The organism is Aerococcus sanguinicola, assembly GCF_008726925.1.
Classification (GTDB): Bacteria; Bacillota; Bacilli; order Lactobacillales; family Aerococcaceae; genus Aerococcus.
The window spans coordinates 18,333-43,067 of record NZ_VYWO01000008.1; the positions used below are offsets into that span (position 1 = coordinate 18,333).

The window sequence follows — 24,735 nt, forward strand, 5'->3', positions numbered from 1 at the left end:
CTAATGAAAGGATCTATACTATGACAAAAGCAAGTTATTTCGGTAAACACGGGGGCTACTTTGTCCCAGAGACCCTCATGAACGCCTGCCTAGAACTCGAAGAAGCCTTCGACCACTTCATCCACGACCAGGACTTCCTCGATAATTACCAGCGCCTGCTAAGAGAATATGCTGGCCGCCCCTCCCTTCTCTACTATGCTGACCGCTTAACGAAAGACTTAGGGGGCGCCAAGGTCTATCTCAAACGTGAAGACCTCAACCATACCGGTGCCCATAAGATCAATAATGCCCTCGGCCAAGCCCTACTGGCTAAGTCTATGGGAAAGACCCGCTTGATCGCTGAAACAGGCGCCGGCCAACATGGGGTTGCGACAGCCACCGCAGCCGCCCTCCTCGATATGGACTGCGTGGTCTATATGGGCAAGGAGGATACAGAACGCCAGGCCCTCAACGTCTACCGGATGGAACTATTAGGCAGTCAAGTCATCGCTGTCGAAAGCGGGACCCAGACCCTGAAGGATGCGGTCAACGAGGCACTCAAGGATTGGAGCGCCAACTTCGAAGATTCCCATTATTGTATCGGTTCAACCATGGGACCCCATCCCTTCCCAACCATTGTCCGCGAATTCCAACGCGTGATTAGCCGGGAAGCCCGCCAACAATTCCTCAACCAAACCGGTAAGTTGCCAGACATGGTCTTCGCCTGTGTCGGTGGTGGATCCAATGCTATCGGCTCCTTCTACGAATTCCTCAACGACGAGGACGTCCAACTCTATGGTGTGGAAGCAGCCGGCAAGGGCATCCATACTGAGCGGACTGCAGCGACCATCGCTACTGGTAAGGAAGGCATCTTCCATGGCATGAAGTCCTACTTCTGCCAGGATGACGACGGACAGATCGCTCCCGTCTATTCCATCTCAGCTGGCCTCGACTACCCAGGTATCGGGCCGGAACACGCCCACTTCCACGACACCGGTCGGGTCAACTATGTCCCTGCCACTGATGACGAAGCAGTTGCTGCCTTCGAATACCTCTCCCGCCTCGAAGGGATTATCCCTGCCATCGAGAGTGCCCATGCGATTGCTTATGCCCTCAAAGTTATCCCCACACTCAACAAAGACCAGAGTGTCATGATCACCCTATCCGGCCGCGGTGATAAAGACGTGGCCGCCATCGCCCGCTATAAAGGAGTAGAAATCTATGACGACTAAGCCAAGTACCCAACGCATCCAAGCCGCCTTCCAAAACAAGGCCTTCATCCCCTTCATCACCTGTGGCGACCCTGACCTGGCTACCACCGAGCAAGTGGTCGACGGACTCATTGCCGCCGGGGCCAGCCTGGTTGAACTCGGAATTCCCTTCTCTGACCCAGTAGCTGAGGGGGAAACCATCCAAGCTGCTGACGAAAGGGCCCTATCTAAGGCCATCAAACTCGATCAAATTTTCGAGCTTGTCCGTCGTATCCGCCAAAAGCATGAGACGCCGCTCGTCTTTATGACCTATGCCAACCCCATCTTCGCTTACGGTACCGACCGCTTCATGGCGCAAGCTGCTGATGCGGGTATCGATGGGATCATCATTCCCGATGCCCCCTATGAAGAAAAGGGCCTCTTCCAAACAGCCTGCGACCAACATGGGATTACCCTCATCTCTATGGTCGCCCCTTCCAGCCAAGAGCGAATCCAAAGCATCGCCGGCGACGCTGAAGGCTTCCTCTACCTCGTCTCCAGCCTAGGGGTGACCGGCGTCCGCCAAAATATCCAAACTGACATCCCGAGCATTGTCCAGAGTATCCGCCAGGCCACAGATATCCCCGTAGCAGTCGGCTTCGGGATCGCCACCCCTGACCAGGCCCGGGAAATGTCCCAGGCTTCAGATGGCGCGATCATCGGCTCTGCCATTGTCAAATTGATCGCCAAACATGGAACAGACAGCGCCCCTGTCGTCGAAGCCTATGCCCGGGAGATCGTCCAAGCCATCCAAGAATAAAACCGCATAAAAGAAAAACACTGCCAGAAGCTGAGCGTAAGCAGGTGCATAGAGGCACCCCACAGCTAGGCAGTGTTTTTGTTGTTAATTTTATATGTCATCTGCTAAAGAGCTATTATTTAAACCAGAGATAGTCGAAGGAAGGACCGGCTAAAGCCGCTCTTATCTTTTTTTGCTCCAGAGCTCCCTTTCTCCCGCATCCTCTCGTACCCTGTTTAGTCGGGTTCGGGCTAGCAGAAATAGCTCCTCTTCGCAAAGTTCCGCCGAAGACTTTTCGTCTTCTCTGGCTCTTTGCTCCAGAGGTCTATTTCTCCCGCTAGCCTTCACACCCTTAGTTGGGTTCGGTTGCGCAGCTTCCTTGTCACTTCACAAGTCTCCGCCGCAGTCTGTGAGACTGCTCTGGTGACTTGCTCCAGTGAAAGGAAGCTAAACGCGCGCCCTCGCACCCTGTAAAGTCGGGTTCGCAAGAGCAGACTTGAAGTGATTTCAGCTCATCGAAACACCTGACTGCCGTCAGCCTTATTCGATGAGCCTCCAATCATTCAAGTCTAAGCGCTCTTGCTCACACCCTGTAAAAAAAAGACTAGGCTTTCGCCTAGTCTCTTCATCTAATCGAAGTCGATTATTTAAGTTCTGCTGAACCGCCAGCTTCTTCGATAGCTGCTTTAAGAGCTTCTGCTTCTTCTTTAGGAAGACCTTCTTTAATAACAGCTGGAGCGCCGTCAACTAATTCTTTAGCTTCTTTCAAGCCAAGACCAGTTGCTTCACGAACTGCTTTGATTACTTTAATCTTAGCAGCGCCAGCGTCTGTTAATTCAACGTCGAAGTCAGTTTTTTCTTCAGCAGCGCCAGCGTCAGCACCAGCACCTGCAGCAGCTACAGGAGCAGCAGCAGAAACGCCGAATTCTTCTTCAATAGCAGATACTAAGTCTGCTAATTCTAAGATTGATGATTCTTTTAAATCAGCAATGATTTGTTCAATGTTTAAAGCCATTTTTTATTCCTCCGTTTTTTAAGTAATTTGTTTGGGTCTAGGCAGCCAAATAATTAAGCTGCGCCTTCTTCTTCTGCTTTTTGGTCTTGTACAGCTTTGACTGCATATGCCACGTTGCGGACAGGTGCTTGCAATACAGATAAGAGCATTGAAAGTAAACCTTCGCGACCTGGTAGGGAAGCAATCTTGCTGATTTCTTCTTTAGATAAGGTTTTGCCTTCGATAACGCCGCCTTTTAATTCTAAAGCTTCAGCTTCTTTAGAGAAGTTCTTCAAGATACGTGCAGGTGCAACTGCGTCATCTTCACCAAATGCTACGGCAGTAGGGCCTTGGAAGACTTCTTCGTGGTAGTCAACACCCATAGTGTCTAAGGCACGACGCATCATCGTATTTTTAATAACTTTGAATGATACATTTTCTGCACGTAATTGGCTACGCAATTCAGTTGCTTCTTGAACAGTTAAACCTAAGTAGTCAACAACGACGATTGATTTAGCGTTTTTAATGCGGTCAACCAATTCGTTAACTTCTTCTTGTTTCTTAGCAATTGCTTGTTCGCTCAATTATTTCACCTCCATAAGATTAATCAGAGTTTCTATTGCCGGGCAATAAAAAAACTCCATGTCACTGAAGACACAGAGAACTATCTAACACCTAATGCGGTGAATCTCGATCTCCCTCGGTTAGAAATTAAGGCCTAGGCCACTAACTGTCTTCGGTAAGTATTGAATTATTTTCAACTATTGCATGATAGCATGTCTAAATTGAAAAAGCAAGGGAAATTTCGAGATTTTTTGCCTAAGTTTAGAAAAGATTGATCAGGGGAAGGAGGAAGATGGGCATAAAGATGGCAGGAATCTGGTTGGTCACCCGGATGTTGGTGATATCGAGGATATTGAGACCCAGGCCAATCAGGATAATGGACCCTGCCCCAGACATCTCCGCAACGACATCGGGTGTCAGATAAGGGGCCACCCAAGCAGCCAAGGTCACTAGCCCCCCTTCATAAATTAGAACAGAAAGGGCGGCAAAGGCTGCCCCAATGCCATAAGTCGACCCAAAAATGAGCGAGCTCACTGCCACAATGACCGACTTGGTATAGAGTAAGCTATGGTCGCCGTTGAGACCAGACTGGAGGGCCCCAAGAACGGTCATCGCGCCCACGCAGATTACCAAGCTGGCGGTCACAAAACCTTCTGCAAAGAGCGAGGCCTCTTCCCCGCTAGCTACTTTATCTTGGATCGCCTTGCTCCCTCGGTCTAAGGCATCTTCAATATTAATAAATTCTCCGATAATGGTCCCTAAGAGAAGACTCAGGAGCAGAACAATTAAGTTCTTCGAATCACTGGCCCCTGAAATCCCTAAGTAAAGCACCACAACCCCAATCATCTGCATACAGGCCTTCCGCACCCGCTCCGGCAGGCGCTCGCCAATAAAGTGCCCAACCACCGCAAAGATGACGAGAACGACCGCCTCTACAATTACACCTTTGTACATAATAACCTCCAAGTATTCAATAGATCTATTTTACGCTGTTTCCAGATGAAGGTAAACCCGAAGCCTTGATTCTCATTGTTTTCTTAAATTTGAAGAAGAAAGTTTTTAGACGATCAAGTTCTTAATAAAGGATTCATTTGAGAGTTCCTGATTGGCAACTTGCAAACGAGCCTGACATTCGAAAGTAACTAGCTGGCCTAGTCGCAAATAAGGCTGCTATTTGAAACTTGCCACTCCCCTACTCGCAAACAGAGCCAATATTTGAAAGTTACCGCCCACTTACTCGCTAATACGGACAGCTCTAACAAATAAATCCAAAAGCACAAAAGATGCTCATTCCTCCCATTTTGCTCAAACGAAAAAGCCTCCTCAACTAAAGGAGACTTTCTGCTTTAGATTAATCGGTATAGATATCTTGCCCTTTATTGAGGAAGCCGTAGCCGATCCCCATCACAACACCCCCGCCGACAAAGTTACCAATCCAGGCCACTAGCCATTGCAGGAGCACATGGTCTAAGGTAAAGCCTTCAATGGCAGAAGGTAAGGTGAAAGCTGCAAGGGAATAAGTGACAAAGTTAGCGATCACGTGTTCAAAACCGTAGAAGGCAAAGATAAAGATAATCCCTAAAATATAAGGAATCTTAGCGCTATTATCCTTCATAAACATGATCCCAATCACCGTAATATTCACTAACATATTGGCCACGATGCCGTCCAAGAAGATGAGGCCGTAAGACTTATCCATCTTAGTTTGAACGGAATGAATTAAATAATGGCTGGCGTCAATCTCATGGAAGCCTAGGGTCTGGCTCAGCACCCAGGCAATGGCCACACATCCGATTAAATTAAATAAGGTACATAAGGCCAAAACTTTAGCGGCATCTGCTGGTTTAACGACTTTGCGGTATAAGCCATTGGCGAAGTACATCATATTGGACGTGGTTAATTCCCCATTCAGGAAGATGATCATCACCAAGCACCAAGGGAACAGCAAGGCATAAGCAAAGCGCCCGAGGTCAGGATGAACAGCACTGATCTGTTCCGCCGTCATAAAGGCCACGCCGCATCCAATTCCCAAATAAATACCGGCAAAGATCGCCCGAAGACCGTATTGCCAAACCGATGTATTTGCCAGGGCAACCTTTTTGTTAATCGCCGCTGTAATCTTATCGTTCATTAAATCTAACTCCTCCATTATTATTTTTTCTTTTTGAAGCAAAGTAAAGCCCAGCATGACGCTGGCAAGCAGGGTTGAAAGCTGCCCGGCAATAGGGACACCGACCTAAAGCCTCATAAGTTGCCTGGTCGAAGCTCGTCCGGCAGGCCCCACAGAGCAGGCTATCCTCCTGGTCACTTCGAATAGGCGTGAAGGCATGCTTAGCCAAGGCATCGTGACAGCGGTAGCAGGCATAGTAAGCCTTGCAGGTCGAACAATATAGGGCCAGGATATCCTCTGACAAATGGTAGTGCTGGCAGCGGCCCTGCCCATCCAGGCCCAGGCCCCAGATCTGGCTTCTTTCTTCCATTCCCTAGCTCTCCTCTATTATACACAAAAAAAGCGCTAAGCAAGTTAATCCCTACTTAGCGCTCCCATTAATCATTAGTTTGATTATAATGATGATGGATCAACTTTGATACCAGGTCCCATAGTAGATGTTACAGCAAGGTTCTTCACATAAGTCCCTTTAGCTGCTGCAGGTTTTTCACGTAGGATGGTTTCATGGATAGCACGGAAGTTTTCAATTAAGTCTTCAGTGTTGAATGAAACTTTACCGATTAAGGCGTGAACGTTACCTGCGCTATCTGCACGGTATTCGATTTGACCTGATTTGATGTCGCTAACAGCTTTGGCAACATCTTGTGTCACGGTACCTGTTTTAGGGTTAGGCATTAAACCTTTAGGCCCTAAGACACGACCCAAGCGGCCAATCTTACCCATCATATCTGGGGTTGCCACAACGACGTCAAAGTCTAACCAACCATCGTTGATTTTTTCGATGTATTCATCGTCACCAACATAGTCTGCGCCGGCTTCTTCTGCGATACGAGCATTTTCACCTTGGGCAAAGACTAAAACGGTTTGTGTTTGACCAGTTCCCTTAGGCAATACCATAGCGCCACGGATTTGTTGGTCATTCTTCTTAGTGTCGATACCTAAACGGTAAGCCACTTCGATTGAACCGTCGAATTTGGTGTAGTCAACTTCTTTTAATAATTCAATTGCTTCTTCAGCAGTGTATTTTTTGTTCTTGTCAACTTTTTCGTAAGCTGCGATTTGATTTTTTGATTTTTTAGCCATTATCTTTCCTCCTATGTGGTTTTAACGGATATTCCTCCCACGCACAACATCTTCATGTTGTGGCGTTTGATTATTGATTCTGTTCGTCCAGCGGGTCGACTAGTCTTCGACAGTGATCCCCATTGAACGTGCAGTACCCTCAACCATACGCATAGCAGCTTCAACATCAGCAGCATTTAAGTCTGGTGTCTTGGTTTCTGCAATTTCACGTACTTGATCGCGAGTGACACTTGCTACTTTATTCTTGTTAGGTTCACCAGAACCTTTTTCCACGCCAGCGGCTTTCTTAAGTAAGACAGCTGCAGGTGGGGTCTTAGTAATAAAGTCAAATGAGCGATCTTCGTAAACAGTGATCACAACAGGGATAACATAGCCTGCTTGATCGGCAGTACGTGCATTGAACTCTTTACAGAAGCCCATGATATTAATACCAGCTTGCCCTAAAGCAGGACCTACTGGAGGAGCTGGACTTGCTTGACCAGCTTCAATTTGTAATTTAACAACAGTTTCTACATTCTTAGCCACGAAACATTCCTCCTTGTTCTGTTCGCGAGTGGTTTAATGGAGTTGTAGTTAGATTTCTCCTCCCACTTATTGTGTTTGCACACAATACCATATTAAACCATAGTTCGATTCAAAAAGCAAGGGCGAATTTAATTTTCTTGACCGGCAGGCACTGCGCCCTCTTCTTGTAGCGCCGGTTTGCCTTGGTCTGCCGGGCTCGCTTGGACAGCACCAGCCCCTTCATCACTTGCTGGAGACACTTCCGCTTGGCCTTGGTCAGCTGAAGCAGCGAGATCTAGCTTAGGTGCTTGACCGGCTTTTGCTTGTTGATCCACCGCGTCTTGGCCGTCCGGTCTCTGGTCTGTCTCTGCTGCTGGCTTATCTGCAGAGGCCTTTTGATTTTCTGCTTGACGCTGGCTGAGGACAGCTTCTACCGCCGCCACTTGGTCCGCCGTCAACTCCGAAGACTTCTTAGGCCGGCCGGATGTTGGATTATATTTGGTCATATAGACATTCTGCCCTTGGATCGTGAAGATATAGCCCTGGCCAAAGCGGGAGCTCACATCTTCGGCATGGAAGTGGTAACCCGCTAGTGGGTCTTCTTCCAATTCCTCATCACTGGCTGTCTCATCTGACTTGCCAGGACTTTCTTTTGCTGTTTCTTCTACTTTAAGGCCATGTTCTTTCATCCAAGCTTCCACCTGGCGGAGTTCATCCTGTTCCAGTTCCCCGAATTCAAAGACATGGAAGTGGTCACCGTGCTTAGCAATCACACTATCCTTGGTTACTTCTGTAATGGAAGCTGCTGAGAAGGTATAGCCGTCATCTGTGGTGTAAGGCTTGCCATCGAGTCCCTTGCCAAAAGCCTGGTAGTCTTGGCCATTGAAGCGGACCGTCTTTTCTTGGTCTGCTTTGGCTGCTGCTTGTTGGCCTTCGACATCTGCCCCCCAGCCATCTTTTTCAGCTGGACGGTATTCGGGGTGGGCAATCAGGAAGCGAACGGTCTTAATGGCTAAGTCCACCTTGTCCTGGTCATTGTCAAACCAGACATTCAAGAAGGCGCGGTCGGCATAATGGTAGTGGTCATGGTGAGGAATCCGGAAGCGGCCCGGTTCAATCTCCTTGTCAGCATACTGGAGGTTGCCCTTGAACTCGCTGAGCGGCAAGCACCAATCCGGTAACTCCTTACCCCTTACAGGGTCTTTATGTTCGCTTTCTTTCTCAGCCGCATCTTCCTGATTATCTTTTTTAGCTGGAGCGATCTGCTGGCTCTCTTCTTTAGCAGCTCCCTTTTGCTCGGCTAGGTAGCGGTCAGCAGCTAGCCGTTCGAGATCAGAGAGTTGGTCAGCTGGGATAATATGGTAGTGGTCGCCGTGGGGCATGACATAGCCAAAGCTATTCTTCTTGGTCAGCTTAGCGGGATCAAAGACTAAGCCGTCCGCTTCCACATGGCGTTGGCTCTGAGGTTGGACATACAACTTATCCAAAAGCTCCTTGAGACTGAGATCTTCCAGTTTGTCTTGGGAAGCTTGGGGCTTGGATTCTACTGTGGGCAGGCTTGGTCGCTTAGCTTCCGTCAAACCTGGCAAGTCCTTAGCTGGAGCTTGGGGACGACGATCCGGCTTCTGTTGCGGACGCTCGGCTGGTTTAACCGGACTGACGGGCTGCGACTGGCCTTGACTCTGCCAATAACGCTTAGCCGCAGCTAATTCTTTAGCTGATAAGTCGGCCTTAGGAATGGCGTGGAAGTGATCACCGTGGGGCACTACATAGACATCGCCCTCATCAGCAATAATATCACTGGCCTTAAAGACATAGCCGTCATCGGTGGTATAGGCTTGGTCAGCTGGCTTAGGACTTGGCGCTGCTTTCTTAGGAAGCAGGGCCCGGCCAGGAGCTACCGGCTTGGCCACACTTTCTTTTGGCTGGGCTGGCTGCTTGGATCCCGCCTGATACTTAAAGTCTGGCGCCTTCAAATAAGCATCCGCTGCCCGGCGCTCTAAGTCAGAGAGCTGGTCGGCTGGGATAATATGGTAGTGGTCACCATGGGGCATGACATAGCCAAAACTATTCTTCTTGGTCACCTTGGCTGGGTCAAAAATCAAACCATCCGCTTCCACATGGCGCTGGCTCTTAGGCTGGGCATAGAGCTGGTCGAGCATCGCTTGTAAGCTCCCGGCTTGGCCGCTGCCTTGGCCGCTAGACACTGGTCCTTGCTGGATCTGCTTGATGGTTTGAACTTGGACTGGTCCAGTCCCATTGAAGTGAGGCTGGGTTTGCTGATTGCCGCTAGGCCCACCTGCAGGCCGCCCTGAAAGATAAGCCGCAGCTGCTGCCCGCTCAGCCGGCGAGAGGTCGGCCTTGGGAACATAGTGGAAGTGGTCGCCATGGGCACAGATATAGGCATCCCCTGTATCGCTCACAATCGACCCTACAGTAAAGACATAACCATCATCGGTGGTATAGCGCCCCTGGGCCTTGGCCTGGGCTAGTGCTTGCTTGGTGGACTGGCTCATCGGCTGAGCCCCGTCTTCTTTGACATGGTGAAGCTTCTTCTGTTCCGCAATCTCTTCCTTAGTCCGGACGTTGACCGCCTTCTTAGGGTCCTTGAGGTAGAGGTAGTACTTGCCGTCGACCTTGATAATATAGCCATCCTTGACCTCGTTAATGATGTCCTTTTTGTTTAAGCGGTAGTTGGGATCCTTCATGACCAAGTCTTCGCTAATGATGGCATCGAAGGGGACCTTGCCATTGTAGTAGTGGTAATGGTCACCGTGGGAGGTCACATAGCCGTCATCGGTAATCTTCACAACAATTTGTTCGGCATCGATCCCTTCTTCCGCCGATACCTGGTCAGGGGTCTTCTCCTGGTGGTCCGCCGTCTTGGCAGCTTGGCCATCGATATAGGCAATGTTGGAATCCTTGGCTTCAGTCTGGTTGCCCTGGCTGTAGCCCCAGTAATAGGCGCCCCCAAGGAGGAGGGCAGAGGTCGTAGCGCCGAGGATAACTTGTTTAAGTGTTCGTTTCTCCATTCATAATCTCCTTATTCTAATTCTTCCAAGAGTGTCTTCAGGTCAGCTTCTAAGTTCTCCAAGAAGCTCAAGTCATTCTCCGGGTCAGCTTCTAAGGGACGCAGGGTCTTAATCTCAGCCCCCGTCTCTTCTGCCAAGACCTGGGCCAACTTGGGCGAGGCCTTCTCCTCCGTAAAAATCGTTTTTACCTGGTAGCGGTCGATGAATTCCTTAATTTCCGACAATTGTTGAGGACTCGGCTCCGCATCGGGTGAAATACCCGCAATCCCTAATTGCTTGAGGCCAAAACGTTGGGCCAAATAGGAAAAAGCCGTGTGCTGGGTGACAAAAGTTTTCTGCTTAGCCGCCTTAAACTTGGGTTGGTATGCCTTGACTAGGTCTTCCGCCTCCGCCTGGAACTTGTCGGCATTGGCCTGGTAGGTCGCCTGATTGGCTGGGTCCCTTTCAGACAGGGCCTTGGCAATATTTTGGGCTTCCTGGCCCGCCAGAATGGGATCGAGCCAGGAATGGGGATCGTAGAGCTTGGCCTCATCCACCCCGTCACCTGTCGGCATATCTTCTAAGCCGGGCACCTTCTGTAAGTCCAGGCCAGCTGAAGCCTCAACCACATCCTTGCCCTGGATATTCTTAGCCCAGCCCTCCAAAGTCGAGGAATGGTAGATAAATAGGTCCGATCTTTCAATGGCTGCCAGGTCATTGGCCGATGGTTCAAAAGAATGGATGCCTGCTCCAGACTGGATCATGCGGACATCATTGAGGTCCCCACTCACTTCCTTGGTCAAAGCATAAATGGGGTAAAAGCTGGTCACCACTTGCAGCCCCTGGCCTGTCTTAGTTTCTGCCGGCTTCTGACAGCCGCTGACAAATAGTAAAATAAGCGCTAAGAGGCCAAGCCAGACACGGCTTGCCCATCGTTTTCGATACATGCACGAACTCCTCCTCTGTCATTTTTGTCGTAGTTTTTATACAAATCGTAACGATTACGATATAAAATATACCGGCAAAAATATCCCTTGTCAAGATAAATCGTAAATATTTCGATTTAACCTCCGGATAAAAAAGCAGCCAGCCACATAAAAGTGACTGACTGCTTAAAAGCGACGAAGCGACCTTAGTCCTGCTAACGGTCGTCCGCTTCGTAATATTCATGGTTGTAGGCGTCCCCCAGGTAGTCCCCATCTTGTTGGTCGCCTTTTTGACTGTACTTAACTTGGAATAATTTCTTCTTATCGAGATTGGCTTCATCACGCCGCCGCTTGCTGGGATCTTGGTTGTAGATATGGATATTATGAATGAGCTTAATAATCGGACGCATGACAAAGGAGAAGCCCCCAATTAAGAAAAGCGTGTTCCCATAAATCGCCGGCGCTCCGAAAAAATTACAGATACTCCCAATGAAATACAAGCTCCCGGTAAAAATATCATTGAGTAGTGAAATGATTGTATAGACATTCTGGAAGTAAAGACGAAGTGGGCCAAGCTTGACGACAATGTCCTCTTCAGTTTGTGGCTCCATCTCATAAGATTTCCGCTCCATTTGGGCCACGATAGCACCTCCTTTTTCTCTTCTTTATAGCATTTTCCCTTGCCAAAAGCAAAGAAAGGCCCTCTCCACACTTAAGCAAGGAAGGGGAGTGTAACAAAAATCATTCCTAGCGTCTATCTTGATGCTCCCTTAGAGTAAATAGAAAAATTTACTTTGAGGGGGTATTTTTATGTCTTCTAATATTGCACATTATGTCTACTTTTAGGAAGAAAGGTGTACTTATATCAGTGTTTTTGAGATTTCACTTAAGAGATTGATGTTTCAAGCAAATATTGAAAATGATAATATCAAAGGTTATAAAGTCGATACAGGATCAAAGTTTTCCAAGTAATTTAATAGTTTCTTTATTATTAATTCAAGTTCTATAGCTAAGTGCTATTCATGAATATGAGCAGGAGTGAAGCTTTGATTGTGGTCGTTAGCCATGAACAAGCAAGCGATGTGAATTAGGGATAGTAGGCCGCTAGCCGTACTAGCCCTTTGAAGCTCGCTAGGCGAGAGACCTTGGCTCGAGCCGGTGCTATGCTTTAGCCGTTGGAGCTTTAGCGACTTACGGATAAAGTACAAGACGGCTTCAGCCGTGTTGATCCCCTAAACATTTAACGACCACAATCAAAGCGTAACGGATGCTCATAGATGCAATTTAGCTTAAAAGAAAAAGCCATGAACAAATTGAACATGGCTTATATATTTACTCTAAGGGAGCATATTACTCGCTATAGCTGATTAGCGTCTAGCAATTTTTGTTGTTATCATTTTACAATTTATCCACTTGGTCGAATTCAACTTCAGCTACGGTTTCGCGGCCAAACATTTCAACCACTACCTTGAGCTTCTCTTGGTCTTCTGCAATCGATTCAATCCGACCTTCTAAACCATCGAAGGCCCCGTCGATCACACGGACCATCTCGCCCACTTCAAAGTGGATGTCCCGCTTAACCACTTCGCCTTGGGAACGGAGCAGGCGGTGGACTTCGTCATCTAAGAGAGGGGTTGGTTTAGACCCTTGGCCGTGCGAACCCAGGAAGCCCGTTACATTCGGCGTGTTCCGAACCACGAACCAGGCCTCATCTGACATGATCATTTCGACAAAGACATAGCCTGGGAAGATCTTGTCCTTAACGACCTTCTGCTTGCCGGTCTTGGTCTCTTCCACATGCTCAGTTTCTGGCACCACAGCGCGGAAGATATAGTCTTCCATCCCCATGGAGGTAATCCGCATTTCCAAGTCTTCTCTTACCTTGTTCTCATAGCCTGAATAGGTATGGAGGACATACCATTGCTTGGCACTTTCAACTGTTTCTACCATTATTTCGCGCTCCTTTTTCTAAATTTTACCTGAATAAAAAACCTCCCCCTAGGAGAAGGTTTTTTGACGAACTTTTCAACGCCTTTATTGTAGCATAGCTAAGGCGCCAATTCAAAAGAATTTGACAAGCTAGACAGGTAGACCTGGATCTGGAAGCGGGGGCCCCATTGCCCTGCTGGCCCGCGCTCGATCTTAATATAAGAAGACCGACTAGGACTAGGCCGTACCGGGAGGAGCTGGATAGTCTGGCAAGCGTAGAGGCCTAAAGCCAGTGTCAGCACCCCTAAAATAGCAAGTCGAATGCTCTTCTTCATGGGGGATCCCCTCCTTAATCTTCCGTAGTCACATCAATAGCCGAGTAATCCACCTTAAGCTGGACTTCCTGGTCGCCCTTGCCCAACTTATAGAGGATTTCCCCTTGTTGGCCTGCTGGGAGATAGTGCATCTCACCAGCATTTAGACTGAGCCCTAATTGACCCTCCAGGACAGCGAAAGCCAGATCCGTCTGGTCAAAATCGAAGTTCCCATAAATATATCCCGCTTGTAATTGCATGGGGTAGGAATGGTCACCCTTCAAGTCGACTTCGGCATGGTCCGCTTCCAGGGCTAACTGCTCGAGGCTAGCCTGGCTATCTAAGTCAAGATAGGCTGCCTTGAGATCCAACTTAGTCTGGGCAAAGTCCGGCCCATAAAGGGTAATCTCTAGCGGATAGTTACGGTCCTTAGTAGGGGATTGGACGATTAACTGACCCCCTTCGTAGTTGACCTTGGCCGCATCAGCACCTGGCAGGTCTTGAACTTGGACCCGGTAGTCTTCTGCCGGCTGGATATGGATACTAACTTCCGATTGGCTCTCTACGGCCAAGCTTTTGACGCTTTCTCTTAAGTCCTCATCGTAGATGGTCTGGCGGTTATCGGTCAGCTCCTCCTGGTAGAAGCGCGTGAGCTCAGCAGCTACATGGTCATAGTCACTGATAAAGAAAGACAGCGTGCCAATCACTAAGGCGATAAGACCCGTTAAGGCGATCCCCCATAAGATTCTCTTCTTCATTAGTAAGCACCTCTCTTACGGCGCCATTGGAAGGCATACCAGGCGTTCATCAGCCCCCGGATACCCCAACGAATGGCTGCATACAAGGAATAAATCAACAGCAGGGTCAGACAGATTAAGACAATGGCTAAACAGAGCTTGGTCACAAGGCTCAGGTCGTTAACTAAGCCAATATTGACAGGACCGTTGTTGAAGAGATCCGGACGAAAGACGCTGACCAGGACCGAAGCGCCAAAGACAGCGGCCGTCAAGATAAGCCCTAACCAGACACTGACCACACTCACAAACAGAGAGAAAACAACAGATAGGAAGGCCAGGATAAAGGGGAGGGCAACGAGGAATAAGACAAGTTTCCAGAACCAGTGCAGCTTTCGCGGCTGCTTCTCCTCATGAAGGGCCAAGGCCCCTTCCTCATCAATAAAGACCCGCTCATTATCCAGATAATCCTCAGCAATCTCCCGGGGTGAACCCAGTTCTTGGCTGATTTCTTCTTCCGACTTCCCCTGGGCCAGGCCCATCTCATAGTGTTCCAAATAGTCTTGGCGGATGTCAGCAATCACCGAATCCGGTAGCCGCCTCAAATAATAGGTCAATAGGTCCAAAAATTCATCTTGTCTCATCTTAACTCCCCTCCTAAAAAGGCAGTAACCTCTGCCGCAAAGGTCTCCCATTCCAAACGCTGGGCTTGGAGGGCCTGGGCTCCCGCCTCAGTCAGTTCATAATACTTACGGGCCGGACCAGACTCCGACGCCTGCATATAAGTCGTCAAGAGCCCCTCCTTCTTCAGACGTCGAAGCAAGGGATAGACCGTCCCTTCACTCATCTGAATATGCTTGGAAATCTCCTGGACCAATTCATAGCCATAACAGTCGCGTTGGGCCAATTGGTGGAGGACCATCATCTCCAAAACCCCCTTCTTTAATTGGCTGTTCATCATCCCACCTCACTATCTTGCATAGCACACTAGCTTACAAGTAAAGTATAGCACGCTAGCTTGTAATGCACAATAGTTAGGGGAGGAATTGGGTGAAATTTTATAGCAAAAAAGCCAGCAAACATCTAGTGAAAGAGTTTTGCTGGCTGAATCAGACTTTATCCCTACTACTCGACAAGTCCCTGACAAGGATAGCTTAGATGATCTATCTCTAAGATTATTGGCTTTAAGGCATTTGTTTCTCCACACGATTAGTGGCCTTATTATACTGGTAGACCGAATTTAGAGTCATTCGTTCCGCATGGTTGTCATAAATCTTAACTTCTACTGTATTGTCATCAATGCGGTCCCCTGTGTAGGTATAATTAGGTGCTGTAAATTTTCCGCCGTTTTGCGCCTGAATCTTATTGAAGGCAACGGAGATGAGTTCTTCCGTATTGTCACTATTTGTCGTCCAAGACAATTCATCGACTTTGACCATCAGGGTATCATTTGGATGAAGCATCACACCAGACGACAAATTGTTCCATTGCATCAAATTATTCAGCGTCACCCCGAAGCGTCTCGAAATCCCCCAAAGCGAATCACCTGGTCTCACACTGTAGGCTGACATATGTGTTGGAATCATCTGAGGTTCAGGAATATAAGATCCTGATGTTGAATTTGACGAAGTGTTATTACTTTGTGTCGCTTTGATCAGCAATTGGTCCCCAGGATGGAGCATATAGATACGCCCTAGATTATTCCATTGTTTTAAATCATTAACAGTCACCCCAAATTTTTTGGCTATCTTATAAAGATAGTCTCCTTGTTGGACGGTATAAGTTGAATTTGGTTGACTGACGCTAGAAGTTTCAACTCGTAAAACATCTCCAGGGTGGAGCATATAACCGGCTTTTAAGTTATTCCATTGCATTAATTCATCTACAGAGACACCGAACTTCTTACCAATTTTATAAAGATAGTCCCCTTGTTGTAATTCATAATTAATATAATTTGTTGTCATTTCTTGAGCTTTAACGGTATGGTCTAACAACAGATTACCAGCCAGTAGGATAGAAGCTAAAGATAAACCAACTGTCGCTTTTTTTACTAAGCTTTTTTTCATTATGTGTCCTCCTCCAAAAAATCGTTTCATCACAACTACAATTCTATAATAAAAATATAGTTTATAGTGGAGGCTAGTACAATTCATTGTTTTAGAGGTAATAATCGTAGCTCAAAAATAATATAAAAGTAATTTCCGTTCGATATTAGGTAAAACTATTTAAATAAAGCTAATAAATCATTTAACTTTCGACTAGACACAGGACATGTTTCTCCATTATTTAATACGATAATTTTTCTTTTCTTATCAATTTCCTTAATTTGATTGATATTCACGATAAATGATTGATGGCACCTAAAAAATAAGGTGTTTACATGTTCAATATTTTTTAATTGATCATAATATTCAACACTTCCACCTTGATAGTGCAAAATAATTCGATGTACTTTTGAGGAACTTTCAAAATATATAATTTCATTAATATCAAATACTTTAACCTTATTGTCTATAGAAATTGAATACGTCCCTACTCTATCATTCAAATTGCTATACTTTTTATGCACTGAATCTAAAGCATTTCTGATTCGCTCTTCTACATTTAAATTTGATCCATACACTATGAAATCTAGGGCTTCTATTGAGTATAAGAAAGTCATAGACATCATGTCGCTACGTCTACTAATAAATACTACTGAGGCTAATGGATTGGTCTCTTTTATTTTTGCAGCAACTTCAATTCCATTATGCTGACTGCAAGAGTGAATATCTAGGAAAAATAAAGTTAGCTTATTTTTATTTTCTTCTTGATGGCATAAGAGTCTAGAATAGTTATCTGTTGCTAAACTGACTTGCATGTCATAATTATTGATCATTATATAATCTAATATGCAATGTTTGAATTGTTTGAGCTCGGGTGAATCACTCATACAAATGTAAATATCTATCATTCTATAAATGCCCCCTTTAATTAACCTACATTCCGATCATAAGTTATCACGGACATATATATTTACATCATAATCTCGGAATTGTCAAATTAGGGCAAACAATTTAATATATAAGACTTGAGTTCTGATTTTTGAAAAATTACCGTAACAAAAGTAACTTTTTTATCGAGGTGTAAAGCTATATCTCTTGAAAGATATTGTTTTTTTGGTAAGTTAAAGATAAACCTGTAGTTAGTAGTGAAAAAATTGAGATGGGGTGAAATGAGATGAAAGATAATAAAATGGTTCAATACATTTTAATTTTTATCGTAGGCTTAATTATAGGCTTATTGCTAAGAAGTTTATTTAATGTTTAAAATAAGAAACAATCACACCTCTATAGAAAATTATAACTAGTTCAGTTAGCTAAACAATTATTTTCTACCATGTGTAGTTTTTAATGCACATGGTTTTTATTTGCTTACTATAGGTTACAATAGCAATCTCTCAACAGCTTCCTGGTCTTCTAACGAGAAGGTCAATTCATTACGATGGAACTTGTGGCTAAGGACTAACACCAGGGAGCCCTCTTTCCTTGTCAGTCGATAGTTCAGCACTTCTGCATAAGACTGCTTTTTTGCCGTTAGCCCCGCAAAGCCCCCAAGTTTTACTCGATAGTAATAAGCATAGTCCCCCAGCCCTGTCGTTTGCGGCGCCAGGAAGAAGATAAGTCCAAGTCCAAGAAATAGGCCCAAGTGACTAAGAGATTGACTGATCGATAGGCCGAAAAATAAAAAGCAAAGGCCGATTATATAGTAAGTCAGCTTTACAGGTCGGCTATATTTTTCTTTGATTCTAATCCGTTTGATGGTTCTAAACTGATTATATAGGACAAAAGCTTCCAATAAATAAAAGGCAAGCAGCCCGTAAATAGCCATCCATATTTCCCCTATTCTAAAATTATTTCATCAAAATATGCTTAAGATATAATAGCTACCGGTTATTATTTGAAATCGCTTTACCTGTATGTTAACATAAATTTGTAAATAGGAATGTCGTATTAAAATTAGGAGGGAATAATATGGATTTCAAGAAAAAACTAATTATCGCCACTTCAGTTTTAGCGCTAACATCGACATCAGTAGCTTCCTTTACACTTTTTAATAATCAAGCGTATGCTGACGAAATAATGACGACGAATAACAATTCCCAAAAAATAGAATTTACTACAGAAGAGTATGTAAATTACTTAAACCAAAATGGATATGACACTTCAAATATAACTAATCAACAGGATTATAATCCTAACGCTATCAATTCGCTGGATATAATTTATGATACAGCCAGTGGATTTAGAAGTGCCGCAGAAACATTCACCGTTAGAGTAAATAAGAATTTAATCAATACTGCAAAAAATATTGGTATTGGTGCGTTAGGAGGTTTCCTAAGCACTAAAATTCCTGGTGGTCATGCTGCTTTAGGTGCGACTCTTGGCGCCCTAGAAAGTATGCTAGGTGGTTTAGATGTAAATTCTGATTATAATATTACTTTTCAAAAAATCCAGCATGGTCCAGGAGTTACAGAATTCCACTATGCACCTGTAGATATATCGCCAGTTTAAAAGGTATAATTATGAAAAAGAAACAAATTTCTAGAACCATGGGCATTGTTATGCCAATGATTTTATTAGTTACTTTAGGCTTTAAAGACACGCTAGGTGTTTTAGGCTCAACGCTTTTAGGTGGATTTTTAGGTTTTATTTCACATAAAGCTTGGGCAAAAGATATCCAAGAAGCTAAAGAACAAGCATCCAACAATTCTGATCAGACTTAAAGTCATTTCGCTTAGAAAATTTCGAATGCTTAAGAGCACATTATATTGGTAAGCAGTATAATGTGCTCTTTTCTTTACCAAATTATTCCACTTTAACTAAGCCCTGAACATACCGTCTCGATAAGCCTTCATTCTGCTTTTAGGTTTGGCTATTAAAATTTATTCTAAATAAAAACACCAGCCTACCGGTTGACGGTGTGCTGGTGGTCGACGTCTATTGGAAACGTCATTATGAATAGCGGTCTTATTCTCACCCTTATTACAATTGAATGAACCAGCCAAAGAGCATGGTGACTAGTTCGTCCACGACGCCGAGGTAGATGGCGGCGATGAGGATGGTGATTAAGACAATTCCTGTGTCGCGCATGAGTTGCTTGCCGGATGGCCATTCAACCATGCGCATTTCATGAAAGACTCCTTTGATAAAACTCATCTTCTGCTTCCTCTCTTATCTTACTTGGTTTGTTGGTGCAAAGTATGGCCCTTGCAGTGGCGGCAGAATTTTTTGACTTCGAGTCGTTCTGTCCGGTTGGCGGGATTGCTCTTCACTGTATAATTACGGGCGCCACACTTTGAGCATGCGAGAATAATTTTTTTGGTTGCCATGCTGCTGCCCCATTTCTATCTAAATTCATATACCTGGTTATAGTAACGATTTTTACAGCTTTTGTCAAACCTGATTAGTCAGCTATCGCTCTTTGCCCTCCTGGACCAGTTGGACCAACTTGGACTTGGCCCGGTAGAAGGCATTGCGACAGGTCTTGGCACTGACGCCTAGCCGGTCACTCGTGGCCGCCCAGTCCAAGCCTTCCAGATAAGCGCCCATAACCGCCTGCTCCATGGGGGATAAGCAGTCTTGGTAGCTCTGGAGATAATCCTTAAAGAGACAAAAGGCCTGGGGGTCATGGTCAATGTGGGCATAGGCCGCCAGCTGGTCTTCCAAGTGGGAGACGGGGCAGTTCAGCGACACCGAGCGCTTAGGCAGGGTCCGCTTCTCACTTTGGTAGTGGCGGTAAATATTACAGATCAAATACTTGAGGCAATTGGCGTAAAAAGTATAGAAGCTGGCTTGGCCGGCTTCACCCGCCTGGTAGCGGTTGACACACTCATAGAGCTGGCTCCCTGCCTCCTGGAGAAAGTCATCATAATCCATATAGCCCCGCACCTTGGGGTAAAAGTGACCCATCAAGGGGCGGTAGTGCCAGTAGAGTTCGCTGAAGGCTTCCTCCTGGCCCTGGCTAGCGGCTTGGCAAAGTTTATGGTCGGTAGTGGCACGGTTCTTCCAAATAGTCATCGTATCCTCCCTAGTTTAGGCAGGATTACTTATCAGAAGAAGTTATTTAGAGAGATCCTCTAGAAGAGACTTCAGGTCACGCATCTGCTGGTAGGACCAGGGGACCATCCGCTGGTAGGCATTGGGGTCATAGTTCTCATCTCCCTGGCTAATATCCAGCTGGGTCTTCTGGATGTCGCGCCAGAGCTCATTAGCGGACTTGCGCAGGGCACCCTTCTGGAAGACCATGCGCTGTTCTGCTAAGTCACTGGTCGCAACGGTCACATTGCGCAAGACCCCAACCATTTCATCCATCATAGCTTCAATATAAGCATCTGCAGTCTCCTTCTCAGCCGTGTAGACCACATGGAGCTTGTACTGGTCATAGGTCTGGGAGAGACCAGGGACGAACATGGCATCGAAGACAACCCAAGTTTCAAAATTATGGTAGGCAGCATAATTCGACAGGAGCTCGAGCAAGAGGTCCCGCGCCTCCTCAATCTGGTCTTGGTCCTTGAGCCGTTTGAGCGGAGGCCAGGAACCAATCATATTATAGCCATCGACAATTAATCGGTTGCGTTTCATCACTGACCTCCTTATCCGGCTAAGAACGTTTGGCGTAGACTTGGTACATGAGAAGAGCGGCAGCCACACTGGCATTGAGGCTCTGGACATGGCCCCGCATAGGAATGGTCAGGGTCCCGTCTAGGTGCTTCTTCAGGCCGGGTGAGATCCCCTTGCCCTCATTGCCAATGACCAGGGCCAGGGGCAGGGTGGCATCCATCTGCCAGTAATTCTGGCCCTTCATATCGGTCCCAAAGACCCAGACGCCCGCTTCCTTCAACTGGCGGATGCACTGGGACAGGTTGGTCACTCGAGCAACGGGGACGTGTTCGATTGCCCCCGTCGAGGTTTTGGCCACGGTCTGGGTCAAGCCCACTGCCCGGCGTTCGGGAATAATGACGCCGTGGCAGCCGACCGCATCCGCTGTTCGCAAGATGGAGCCTAGATTATGGGGGTCTTCAATCCCGTCCAATAAGAGGAAGAAAGGATCCTCCCCACAGTCCTGGGCCCGCTGGAAGAGCTCATCCAAGCTGGCATATTGGTAGGCCGCTACGGCGACAACGAGGCCTTGGTGGTTGCCCCCCGCACTCAGTTGGTCGAGCTTGGCCTTGGGCACCTCTTGGAAGGTCAACTTGCCTTTCTTGCAGGCTCGGACAATCTGTTGGCGGCGCTTGTCTTGGAGGCCTTTTTGGATAAAGACCTTGTTGACATCCCGGTCCGAATGTTCCAGGACCTCCATGCCGCTGTGGAAGCCGATGACAAAATCTTGGTCGGGGCTTTTACTTGCTTTCATGGTCAATTCGCTCCTCTATAATGGCCAGGCACTGCTGGCTCAAATCTTCAAAACGGCCTTGGGACTGGCTGAGATACAGGTAGCCCATCAAGGCTTCAAAGCCTGTCGCCACCCGGTAGTCCTGCTTGCTGGCATTCTTGGCAGAAGTATGGGGTGAAGCATTCCGCCCCCGCTTGTAGATGCTGACTTCTTCTTCGCTTAGGCGGTCGTCTGCTAGCAGGACCTCCATAGCCAGAGCCTGGCCGCGCGCACTCACATAATGGGTGGCTGCTTGGTGGAGGTCTTTGGGCCGGGTCAAGCCGGTCTCTAGAAGCATCTGGCGGACACAGATCTCCCAAGCCGCATCTCCCATATAGGCCAGGGGCAGGCCGCTCAGTTGTTTAATCGCTTGGTCTTTCATCTACTCACTTCTTCTCCAACGAGTGCCTTGAGGCGTATCGTCCAAGATAATGCCTTCTGCCTTCAATTGGTCACGGATGGCATCACTGCGGGCATAGTCCTTGTTGGCCCGGGCCTGGTCGCGTTCCTCAATCAAGGCTTGGATGTCATCATCTAAGAGTTCCTTCTCCTCCGCAAAAGTCACTCCGAAGATACTCAAGAGTTCAAGGTAGAGGTCACGGTAAGCTTCGAGAACTACTTTAGAAACTTGGTCCTCTTCTAAGTAAAGGTTGATCTCCCGCATCAACTGATAGATCACCGTCAAGCCATTAGGGGCGTTGATATCATCGTCCATGGCTTGGATAAAGTCCGCCTGGAACTGGTCGCGCTTGGCCAAGGCTGCATCATCATCGGCTAGCTGGTCAACCGCATCCTCGAGGCGGTAGTTTATATTCTGATAAGCAATCCGGAGACGTTCTAAATTCTTCCGTGCATCGTCAAGGCTTGACTCGCTGAATTTAAGGGGACTGCGGTAATGGGCGCTCGATAAGAAGAAGCGGATCACTTGAGGATCAACTTCTTGAATTAAATCATGCGCCAAGACGAAGTTCCCTAGGGATTTACTCATCTTCTCACCATCATCACCAATCGTCACAAAGCCATTGTGCATCCAATAATGGGCAAAAGGCTGGCCAGTCTTAGCTTCCGACTGGGCAATCTCATTCTCATGGTGGGGGAAGATCAAATCATGGCCCCCGCCGTGGATATCAATGGTATCTGCCAAGTACTTGGTTGCCATCACTGAGCATTCAATGTGCCAGCCTGGCCGGCCCTGTCCCCAAGGCGATTCCCAGGAAGGTTCCCCTGGCTTAGCTGCCTTCCACAAGGCAAAGTCGACACTATCTTCCTTCTTGGCCTGGGAGTCGATGCCCACCCGCTCGCTGGCGCCTTCACGCAAGTCATCGATGGACTGGTCGGAGAGACGGCCATAATGATCAAAGCGTCGGGCCCGGTAATAGACGTCGCCATCTAATTCATAGGCGAAGCCCTTAGCGATCAGGTCCTCCACGAAGGCAACAATATCATCCATGGTCTCTACCACCCGGGTATTCCGGCTGGCCCGCATCACATTTAGGGCATCGGTATCGGCATAATAAGCCTCAATATACTTATCCGCCACCTCTTTAGCGCTGATTCCTTCTTCATTGGCCCGGTTGATGATCTTATCGTCAACGTCGGTAAAATTGGATACAAAGTTAACCTCATAGCCGCGGTATAAGAAATAGCGACGAATGGTATCAAAGGCAACGACACTGCGGGCATTGCCAATATGAATGTAGTTATAGACAGTTGGTCCACAGACATACATGGAAATTTTGCCGTCTTCAATGGCTTTAAATTCTTCTTTTTGATTGGTTAAGGTGTTGTAAATCTTCAACATGCACTTACCACCCTTCTCTAGATTACAAGATGTCATTCAATGTTCTTAACTCTTATTCTATCATCTTTATGACAAGTTCAAAAGCAAACATCTTACTTCTTGTAAGAAAGGCTACAATCAGTCTGTCCAGCGGATCTCAAGCTAGCACGCCTCCAAGAGCTCATTGCGCCTCCAGTATAAGAAATCTTTTTCAAGTCTTCAAATGCCCAGAAAGGCCCTGTGTAAACTTCCCCCGCTTAAGCTTGGCTAGCTTGCCTCATCTGGACAGCTCATCCTTTATCCAAGCCCGCCAAACCCCGCTAAGGCGTCTATTTTAACTTTCCTAACGGTATGTAAATCTTATCGCTAGTTAGAGATAAGAAAAAAAGTTAACAAACTTAGCTTCGACCAGTTTAAGGAAAGTCCAGCCCCAATTAGCCGCAGTAGAGTGAAAATAACAAGCAAAATAATTCTTTTATGGATATTTCTTTTACTGAAGATTTACAAATCATTGTATGAAAAACCGAAAATCATATGCTCCCCCCTCCCCTTAAGAAAAAAACTGTGATAGACTAAGCTTGAAGCTGTCAAACAAAGAAGAAATTAGGAGTTAAAGATATGAAGAATCGATTGAAATTAGGGCTCTGCCTCCTCTCCCTCGTCAGCCTAGTTGCCTGCAATAAGGTAAGCCGTGAAGAAGAGCCAGCAGCTAGCCAAGAAAGCCAAGAAGTCAAATCAGGCCAAACCCAACCCATCGTCGAAGACAATGCCGATGGGGCTTCAAGCTCAGAATCCGCCTCTGGAGCATCCTCTAGTCCAACAGAAGGAGCTAGTCAAGAAGGAACCCAGCAAGAAATCCCAATCGATAGCCAAAAGCCAACGATTAATAACTAAGGGTGTGAGACTTGGCGGTTAGAAGCTTACCACTGGAGCACGAACGAAAAAGGGCAAGCTCTGCTTGCTCGTTTCGTTCGTGTGAAGTGGAGAAGCTTCTGCCTTTGCGAACCCGACTATAAGGGTGTGAGGGCTGGCGGTTAGCTTTCCTTCACTGGAGCAAGTCACCAGAGCAGTCTCCCAGACTGCGGCGGAGACTTGTGAAGTGACAGGAAAGCTGCCAGACCGAACCCAACTAGGGTGTGAAGGCTAGCTATTAGATGCTTTTAAGTTACTTATTTGTACTCAAAAGCCCTGTCTGCAGATAGACGGTGAGACTTTGAATTCAAAAGCATTGCGCGCAAATAGCAAGGCTCATAAAAAATCTAATCTGAATCCGGGTGATAGCCAGGAAGCAAGGCCTACTCATCAGCCCGCCTAACAAAAAATCCAGATGCCCTTCTGTATGGCA

Annotated in this window: 30 protein-coding genes and 1 other annotated feature; of the genes, 5 read left to right on the forward strand and 25 right to left on the reverse strand. The window is 46.8% G+C overall.

Going from position 1 to position 24,735, the window contains the following annotated elements; genetic code table 11:
- Positions 1–20 precede the first annotated feature (20 nt).
- Both trpB and trpA read left to right on the forward strand, forming a co-directional pair.
- On the forward strand, positions 21–1,211 hold the full coding sequence (gene trpB / locus F6I03_RS09135) for a tryptophan synthase subunit beta (protein ID WP_070430642.1): 1,191 nt from the start codon (positions 21–23) through the stop codon (positions 1,209–1,211).
- Complete coding sequence (trpA, locus tag F6I03_RS09140) at positions 1,201–1,989, forward strand: tryptophan synthase subunit alpha (RefSeq protein WP_070430641.1); 789 nt, start codon at positions 1,201–1,203, stop codon at positions 1,987–1,989. Before trpB ends, trpA begins: the two co-directional genes overlap by 11 nt.
- 622 nt (positions 1,990–2,611) lie before the next feature.
- On the opposite strand, the gene rplL is transcribed toward trpA, so the two are convergent.
- The 18 genes from rplL to F6I03_RS09230 form a co-directional block, all read right to left on the reverse strand.
- On the reverse strand, positions 2,612–2,983 hold the full coding sequence (rplL, locus tag F6I03_RS09145; RefSeq protein WP_067974059.1) for a 50S ribosomal protein L7/L12: 372 nt from the start codon (positions 2,981–2,983) through the stop codon (positions 2,612–2,614).
- A gap of 53 nt (positions 2,984–3,036) precedes the next feature.
- Positions 3,037–3,546, reverse strand: a complete 510-nt coding sequence (gene rplJ / locus F6I03_RS09150; protein ID WP_070430597.1) for a 50S ribosomal protein L10 — start codon at positions 3,544–3,546, stop codon at positions 3,037–3,039.
- A 38-nt stretch (positions 3,547–3,584) separates the two neighbouring features.
- Positions 3,585–3,720: a sequence feature (ribosomal protein L10 leader region), on the reverse strand.
- Positions 3,721–3,787: 67 nt separating this feature from the next.
- Positions 3,788–4,480 carry a DUF554 domain-containing protein gene (locus F6I03_RS09155; protein WP_070430598.1) on the reverse strand — a complete coding sequence of 231 codons (693 nt, stop codon included), beginning with the start codon at positions 4,478–4,480 and terminating at the stop codon, positions 3,788–3,790.
- 397 nt (positions 4,481–4,877) lie between these two features.
- Positions 4,878–5,657, reverse strand: coding sequence for a formate/nitrite transporter family protein (locus tag F6I03_RS09160; protein ID WP_168160464.1), 780 nt, complete (start codon positions 5,655–5,657; stop codon positions 4,878–4,880).
- Positions 5,647–6,006, reverse strand: a complete 360-nt coding sequence (locus F6I03_RS09165; RefSeq protein WP_070430599.1) for a CHY zinc finger protein — start codon at positions 6,004–6,006, stop codon at positions 5,647–5,649. Before F6I03_RS09165 ends, F6I03_RS09160 begins: the two co-directional genes overlap by 11 nt.
- Positions 6,007–6,089: 83 nt before the next feature.
- Positions 6,090–6,779, reverse strand: a complete 690-nt coding sequence (rplA, locus tag F6I03_RS09170; protein ID WP_070430600.1) for a 50S ribosomal protein L1 — start codon at positions 6,777–6,779, stop codon at positions 6,090–6,092.
- Between the two features lie 99 nt (positions 6,780–6,878).
- Complete coding sequence (rplK, locus tag F6I03_RS09175) at positions 6,879–7,304, reverse strand: 50S ribosomal protein L11 (protein ID WP_067974040.1); 426 nt, start codon at positions 7,302–7,304, stop codon at positions 6,879–6,881.
- Positions 7,305–7,432: 128 nt separating this feature from the next.
- Positions 7,433–10,315 carry a pneumococcal-type histidine triad protein gene (locus F6I03_RS09965; protein WP_070430601.1) on the reverse strand — a complete coding sequence of 961 codons (2,883 nt, stop codon included), beginning with the start codon at positions 10,313–10,315 and terminating at the stop codon, positions 7,433–7,435.
- An 11-nt stretch (positions 10,316–10,326) separates the two neighbouring features.
- Entirely contained in the window at positions 10,327–11,241 is a 915-nt protein-coding gene (locus F6I03_RS09185; RefSeq protein WP_070430602.1) for a metal ABC transporter solute-binding protein, Zn/Mn family, read from the reverse strand.
- Positions 11,242–11,435: 194 nt separating this feature from the next.
- Positions 11,436–11,852, reverse strand: coding sequence for a YrhK family protein (locus tag F6I03_RS09190; protein ID WP_224788518.1), 417 nt, complete (start codon positions 11,850–11,852; stop codon positions 11,436–11,438).
- 766 nt (positions 11,853–12,618) lie between these two features.
- A complete protein-coding gene (gene nusG / locus F6I03_RS09195) occupies positions 12,619–13,170 on the reverse strand; it encodes a transcription termination/antitermination protein NusG (protein WP_070430604.1) in 552 nt (183 codons plus the stop codon).
- A gap of 98 nt (positions 13,171–13,268) precedes the next feature.
- Positions 13,269–13,484: a hypothetical protein gene (locus F6I03_RS09200; RefSeq protein WP_070430605.1), complete on the reverse strand. Its 216-nt coding sequence runs from the start codon at positions 13,482–13,484 to the stop codon at positions 13,269–13,271.
- A gap of 14 nt (positions 13,485–13,498) precedes the next feature.
- Positions 13,499–14,221, reverse strand: a complete 723-nt coding sequence (locus F6I03_RS09205) for a hypothetical protein (RefSeq protein WP_070430606.1) — start codon at positions 14,219–14,221, stop codon at positions 13,499–13,501.
- Entirely contained in the window at positions 14,221–14,841 is a 621-nt protein-coding gene (locus F6I03_RS09210) for a DUF1700 domain-containing protein (protein ID WP_070430607.1), read from the reverse strand. The genes F6I03_RS09205 and F6I03_RS09210 overlap by 1 nt, the downstream gene beginning before the upstream one ends.
- Positions 14,838–15,155, reverse strand: coding sequence for a PadR family transcriptional regulator (locus F6I03_RS09215; RefSeq protein WP_070430608.1), 318 nt, complete (start codon positions 15,153–15,155; stop codon positions 14,838–14,840). Before F6I03_RS09215 ends, F6I03_RS09210 begins: the two co-directional genes overlap by 4 nt.
- A 226-nt stretch (positions 15,156–15,381) precedes the next feature.
- Positions 15,382–16,263, reverse strand: a complete 882-nt coding sequence (locus F6I03_RS09220) for a LysM peptidoglycan-binding domain-containing protein (protein ID WP_070430609.1) — start codon at positions 16,261–16,263, stop codon at positions 15,382–15,384.
- 155 nt (positions 16,264–16,418) lie between these two features.
- Positions 16,419–17,150, reverse strand: a complete 732-nt coding sequence (locus tag F6I03_RS09225) for a LytR/AlgR family response regulator transcription factor (protein WP_070430610.1) — start codon at positions 17,148–17,150, stop codon at positions 16,419–16,421.
- Positions 17,151–17,620: 470 nt separating this feature from the next.
- Positions 17,621–18,067, reverse strand: a complete 447-nt coding sequence (locus F6I03_RS09230) for a hypothetical protein (protein WP_070430611.1) — start codon at positions 18,065–18,067, stop codon at positions 17,621–17,623.
- A 143-nt stretch (positions 18,068–18,210) separates the two neighbouring features.
- Here F6I03_RS09230 and F6I03_RS09235 point away from each other — a divergent pair, with 143 nt between their 5' ends.
- Together F6I03_RS09235 and F6I03_RS09240 are read left to right on the forward strand one after the other, a co-directional pair.
- Entirely contained in the window at positions 18,211–18,750 is a 540-nt protein-coding gene (locus F6I03_RS09235; protein WP_070430612.1) for a hypothetical protein, read from the forward strand.
- An 11-nt stretch (positions 18,751–18,761) separates the two neighbouring features.
- Positions 18,762–18,962, forward strand: a complete 201-nt coding sequence (locus F6I03_RS09240; RefSeq protein WP_070430613.1) for a hypothetical protein — start codon at positions 18,762–18,764, stop codon at positions 18,960–18,962.
- Between the two features lie 259 nt (positions 18,963–19,221).
- On the opposite strand, the gene secE is transcribed toward F6I03_RS09240, so the two are convergent.
- From secE to cysS, 7 genes are all read right to left on the reverse strand, one after another.
- Positions 19,222–19,395 carry a preprotein translocase subunit SecE gene (gene secE, locus F6I03_RS09245; RefSeq protein ID WP_067973991.1) on the reverse strand — a complete coding sequence of 58 codons (174 nt, stop codon included), beginning with the start codon at positions 19,393–19,395 and terminating at the stop codon, positions 19,222–19,224.
- Between the two features lie 20 nt (positions 19,396–19,415).
- A complete protein-coding gene (gene rpmG / locus F6I03_RS09250) occupies positions 19,416–19,568 on the reverse strand; it encodes a 50S ribosomal protein L33 (protein ID WP_083290531.1) in 153 nt (50 codons plus the stop codon).
- Between the two features lie 82 nt (positions 19,569–19,650).
- The gene (locus F6I03_RS09255) at positions 19,651–20,256 is read right to left on the reverse strand and encodes an RNA polymerase sigma factor (RefSeq protein ID WP_070430614.1); all 606 of its coding nucleotides are present in this window, start codon (positions 20,254–20,256) and stop codon (positions 19,651–19,653) included.
- A 42-nt stretch (positions 20,257–20,298) separates the two neighbouring features.
- Positions 20,299–20,820 carry an NYN domain-containing protein gene (locus F6I03_RS09260; RefSeq protein ID WP_070430615.1) on the reverse strand — a complete coding sequence of 174 codons (522 nt, stop codon included), beginning with the start codon at positions 20,818–20,820 and terminating at the stop codon, positions 20,299–20,301.
- 19 nt (positions 20,821–20,839) lie between these two features.
- Complete coding sequence (rlmB, locus tag F6I03_RS09265) at positions 20,840–21,592, reverse strand: 23S rRNA (guanosine(2251)-2'-O)-methyltransferase RlmB (protein WP_070430616.1); 753 nt, start codon at positions 21,590–21,592, stop codon at positions 20,840–20,842.
- Positions 21,579–21,992 carry a Mini-ribonuclease 3 gene (locus F6I03_RS09270; RefSeq protein WP_070430617.1) on the reverse strand — a complete coding sequence of 138 codons (414 nt, stop codon included), beginning with the start codon at positions 21,990–21,992 and terminating at the stop codon, positions 21,579–21,581. The genes rlmB and F6I03_RS09270 overlap by 14 nt, the downstream gene beginning before the upstream one ends.
- Positions 21,993–23,411 carry a cysteine--tRNA ligase gene (cysS, locus tag F6I03_RS09275; RefSeq protein ID WP_070430618.1) on the reverse strand — a complete coding sequence of 473 codons (1,419 nt, stop codon included), beginning with the start codon at positions 23,409–23,411 and terminating at the stop codon, positions 21,993–21,995.
- A 597-nt stretch (positions 23,412–24,008) separates the two neighbouring features.
- On the opposite strand from cysS, the gene F6I03_RS09280 reads away from it, so the two are divergent.
- Positions 24,009–24,284, forward strand: coding sequence for a hypothetical protein (locus tag F6I03_RS09280; RefSeq protein ID WP_070430619.1), 276 nt, complete (start codon positions 24,009–24,011; stop codon positions 24,282–24,284).
- Positions 24,285–24,735 lie beyond the last annotated feature (451 nt).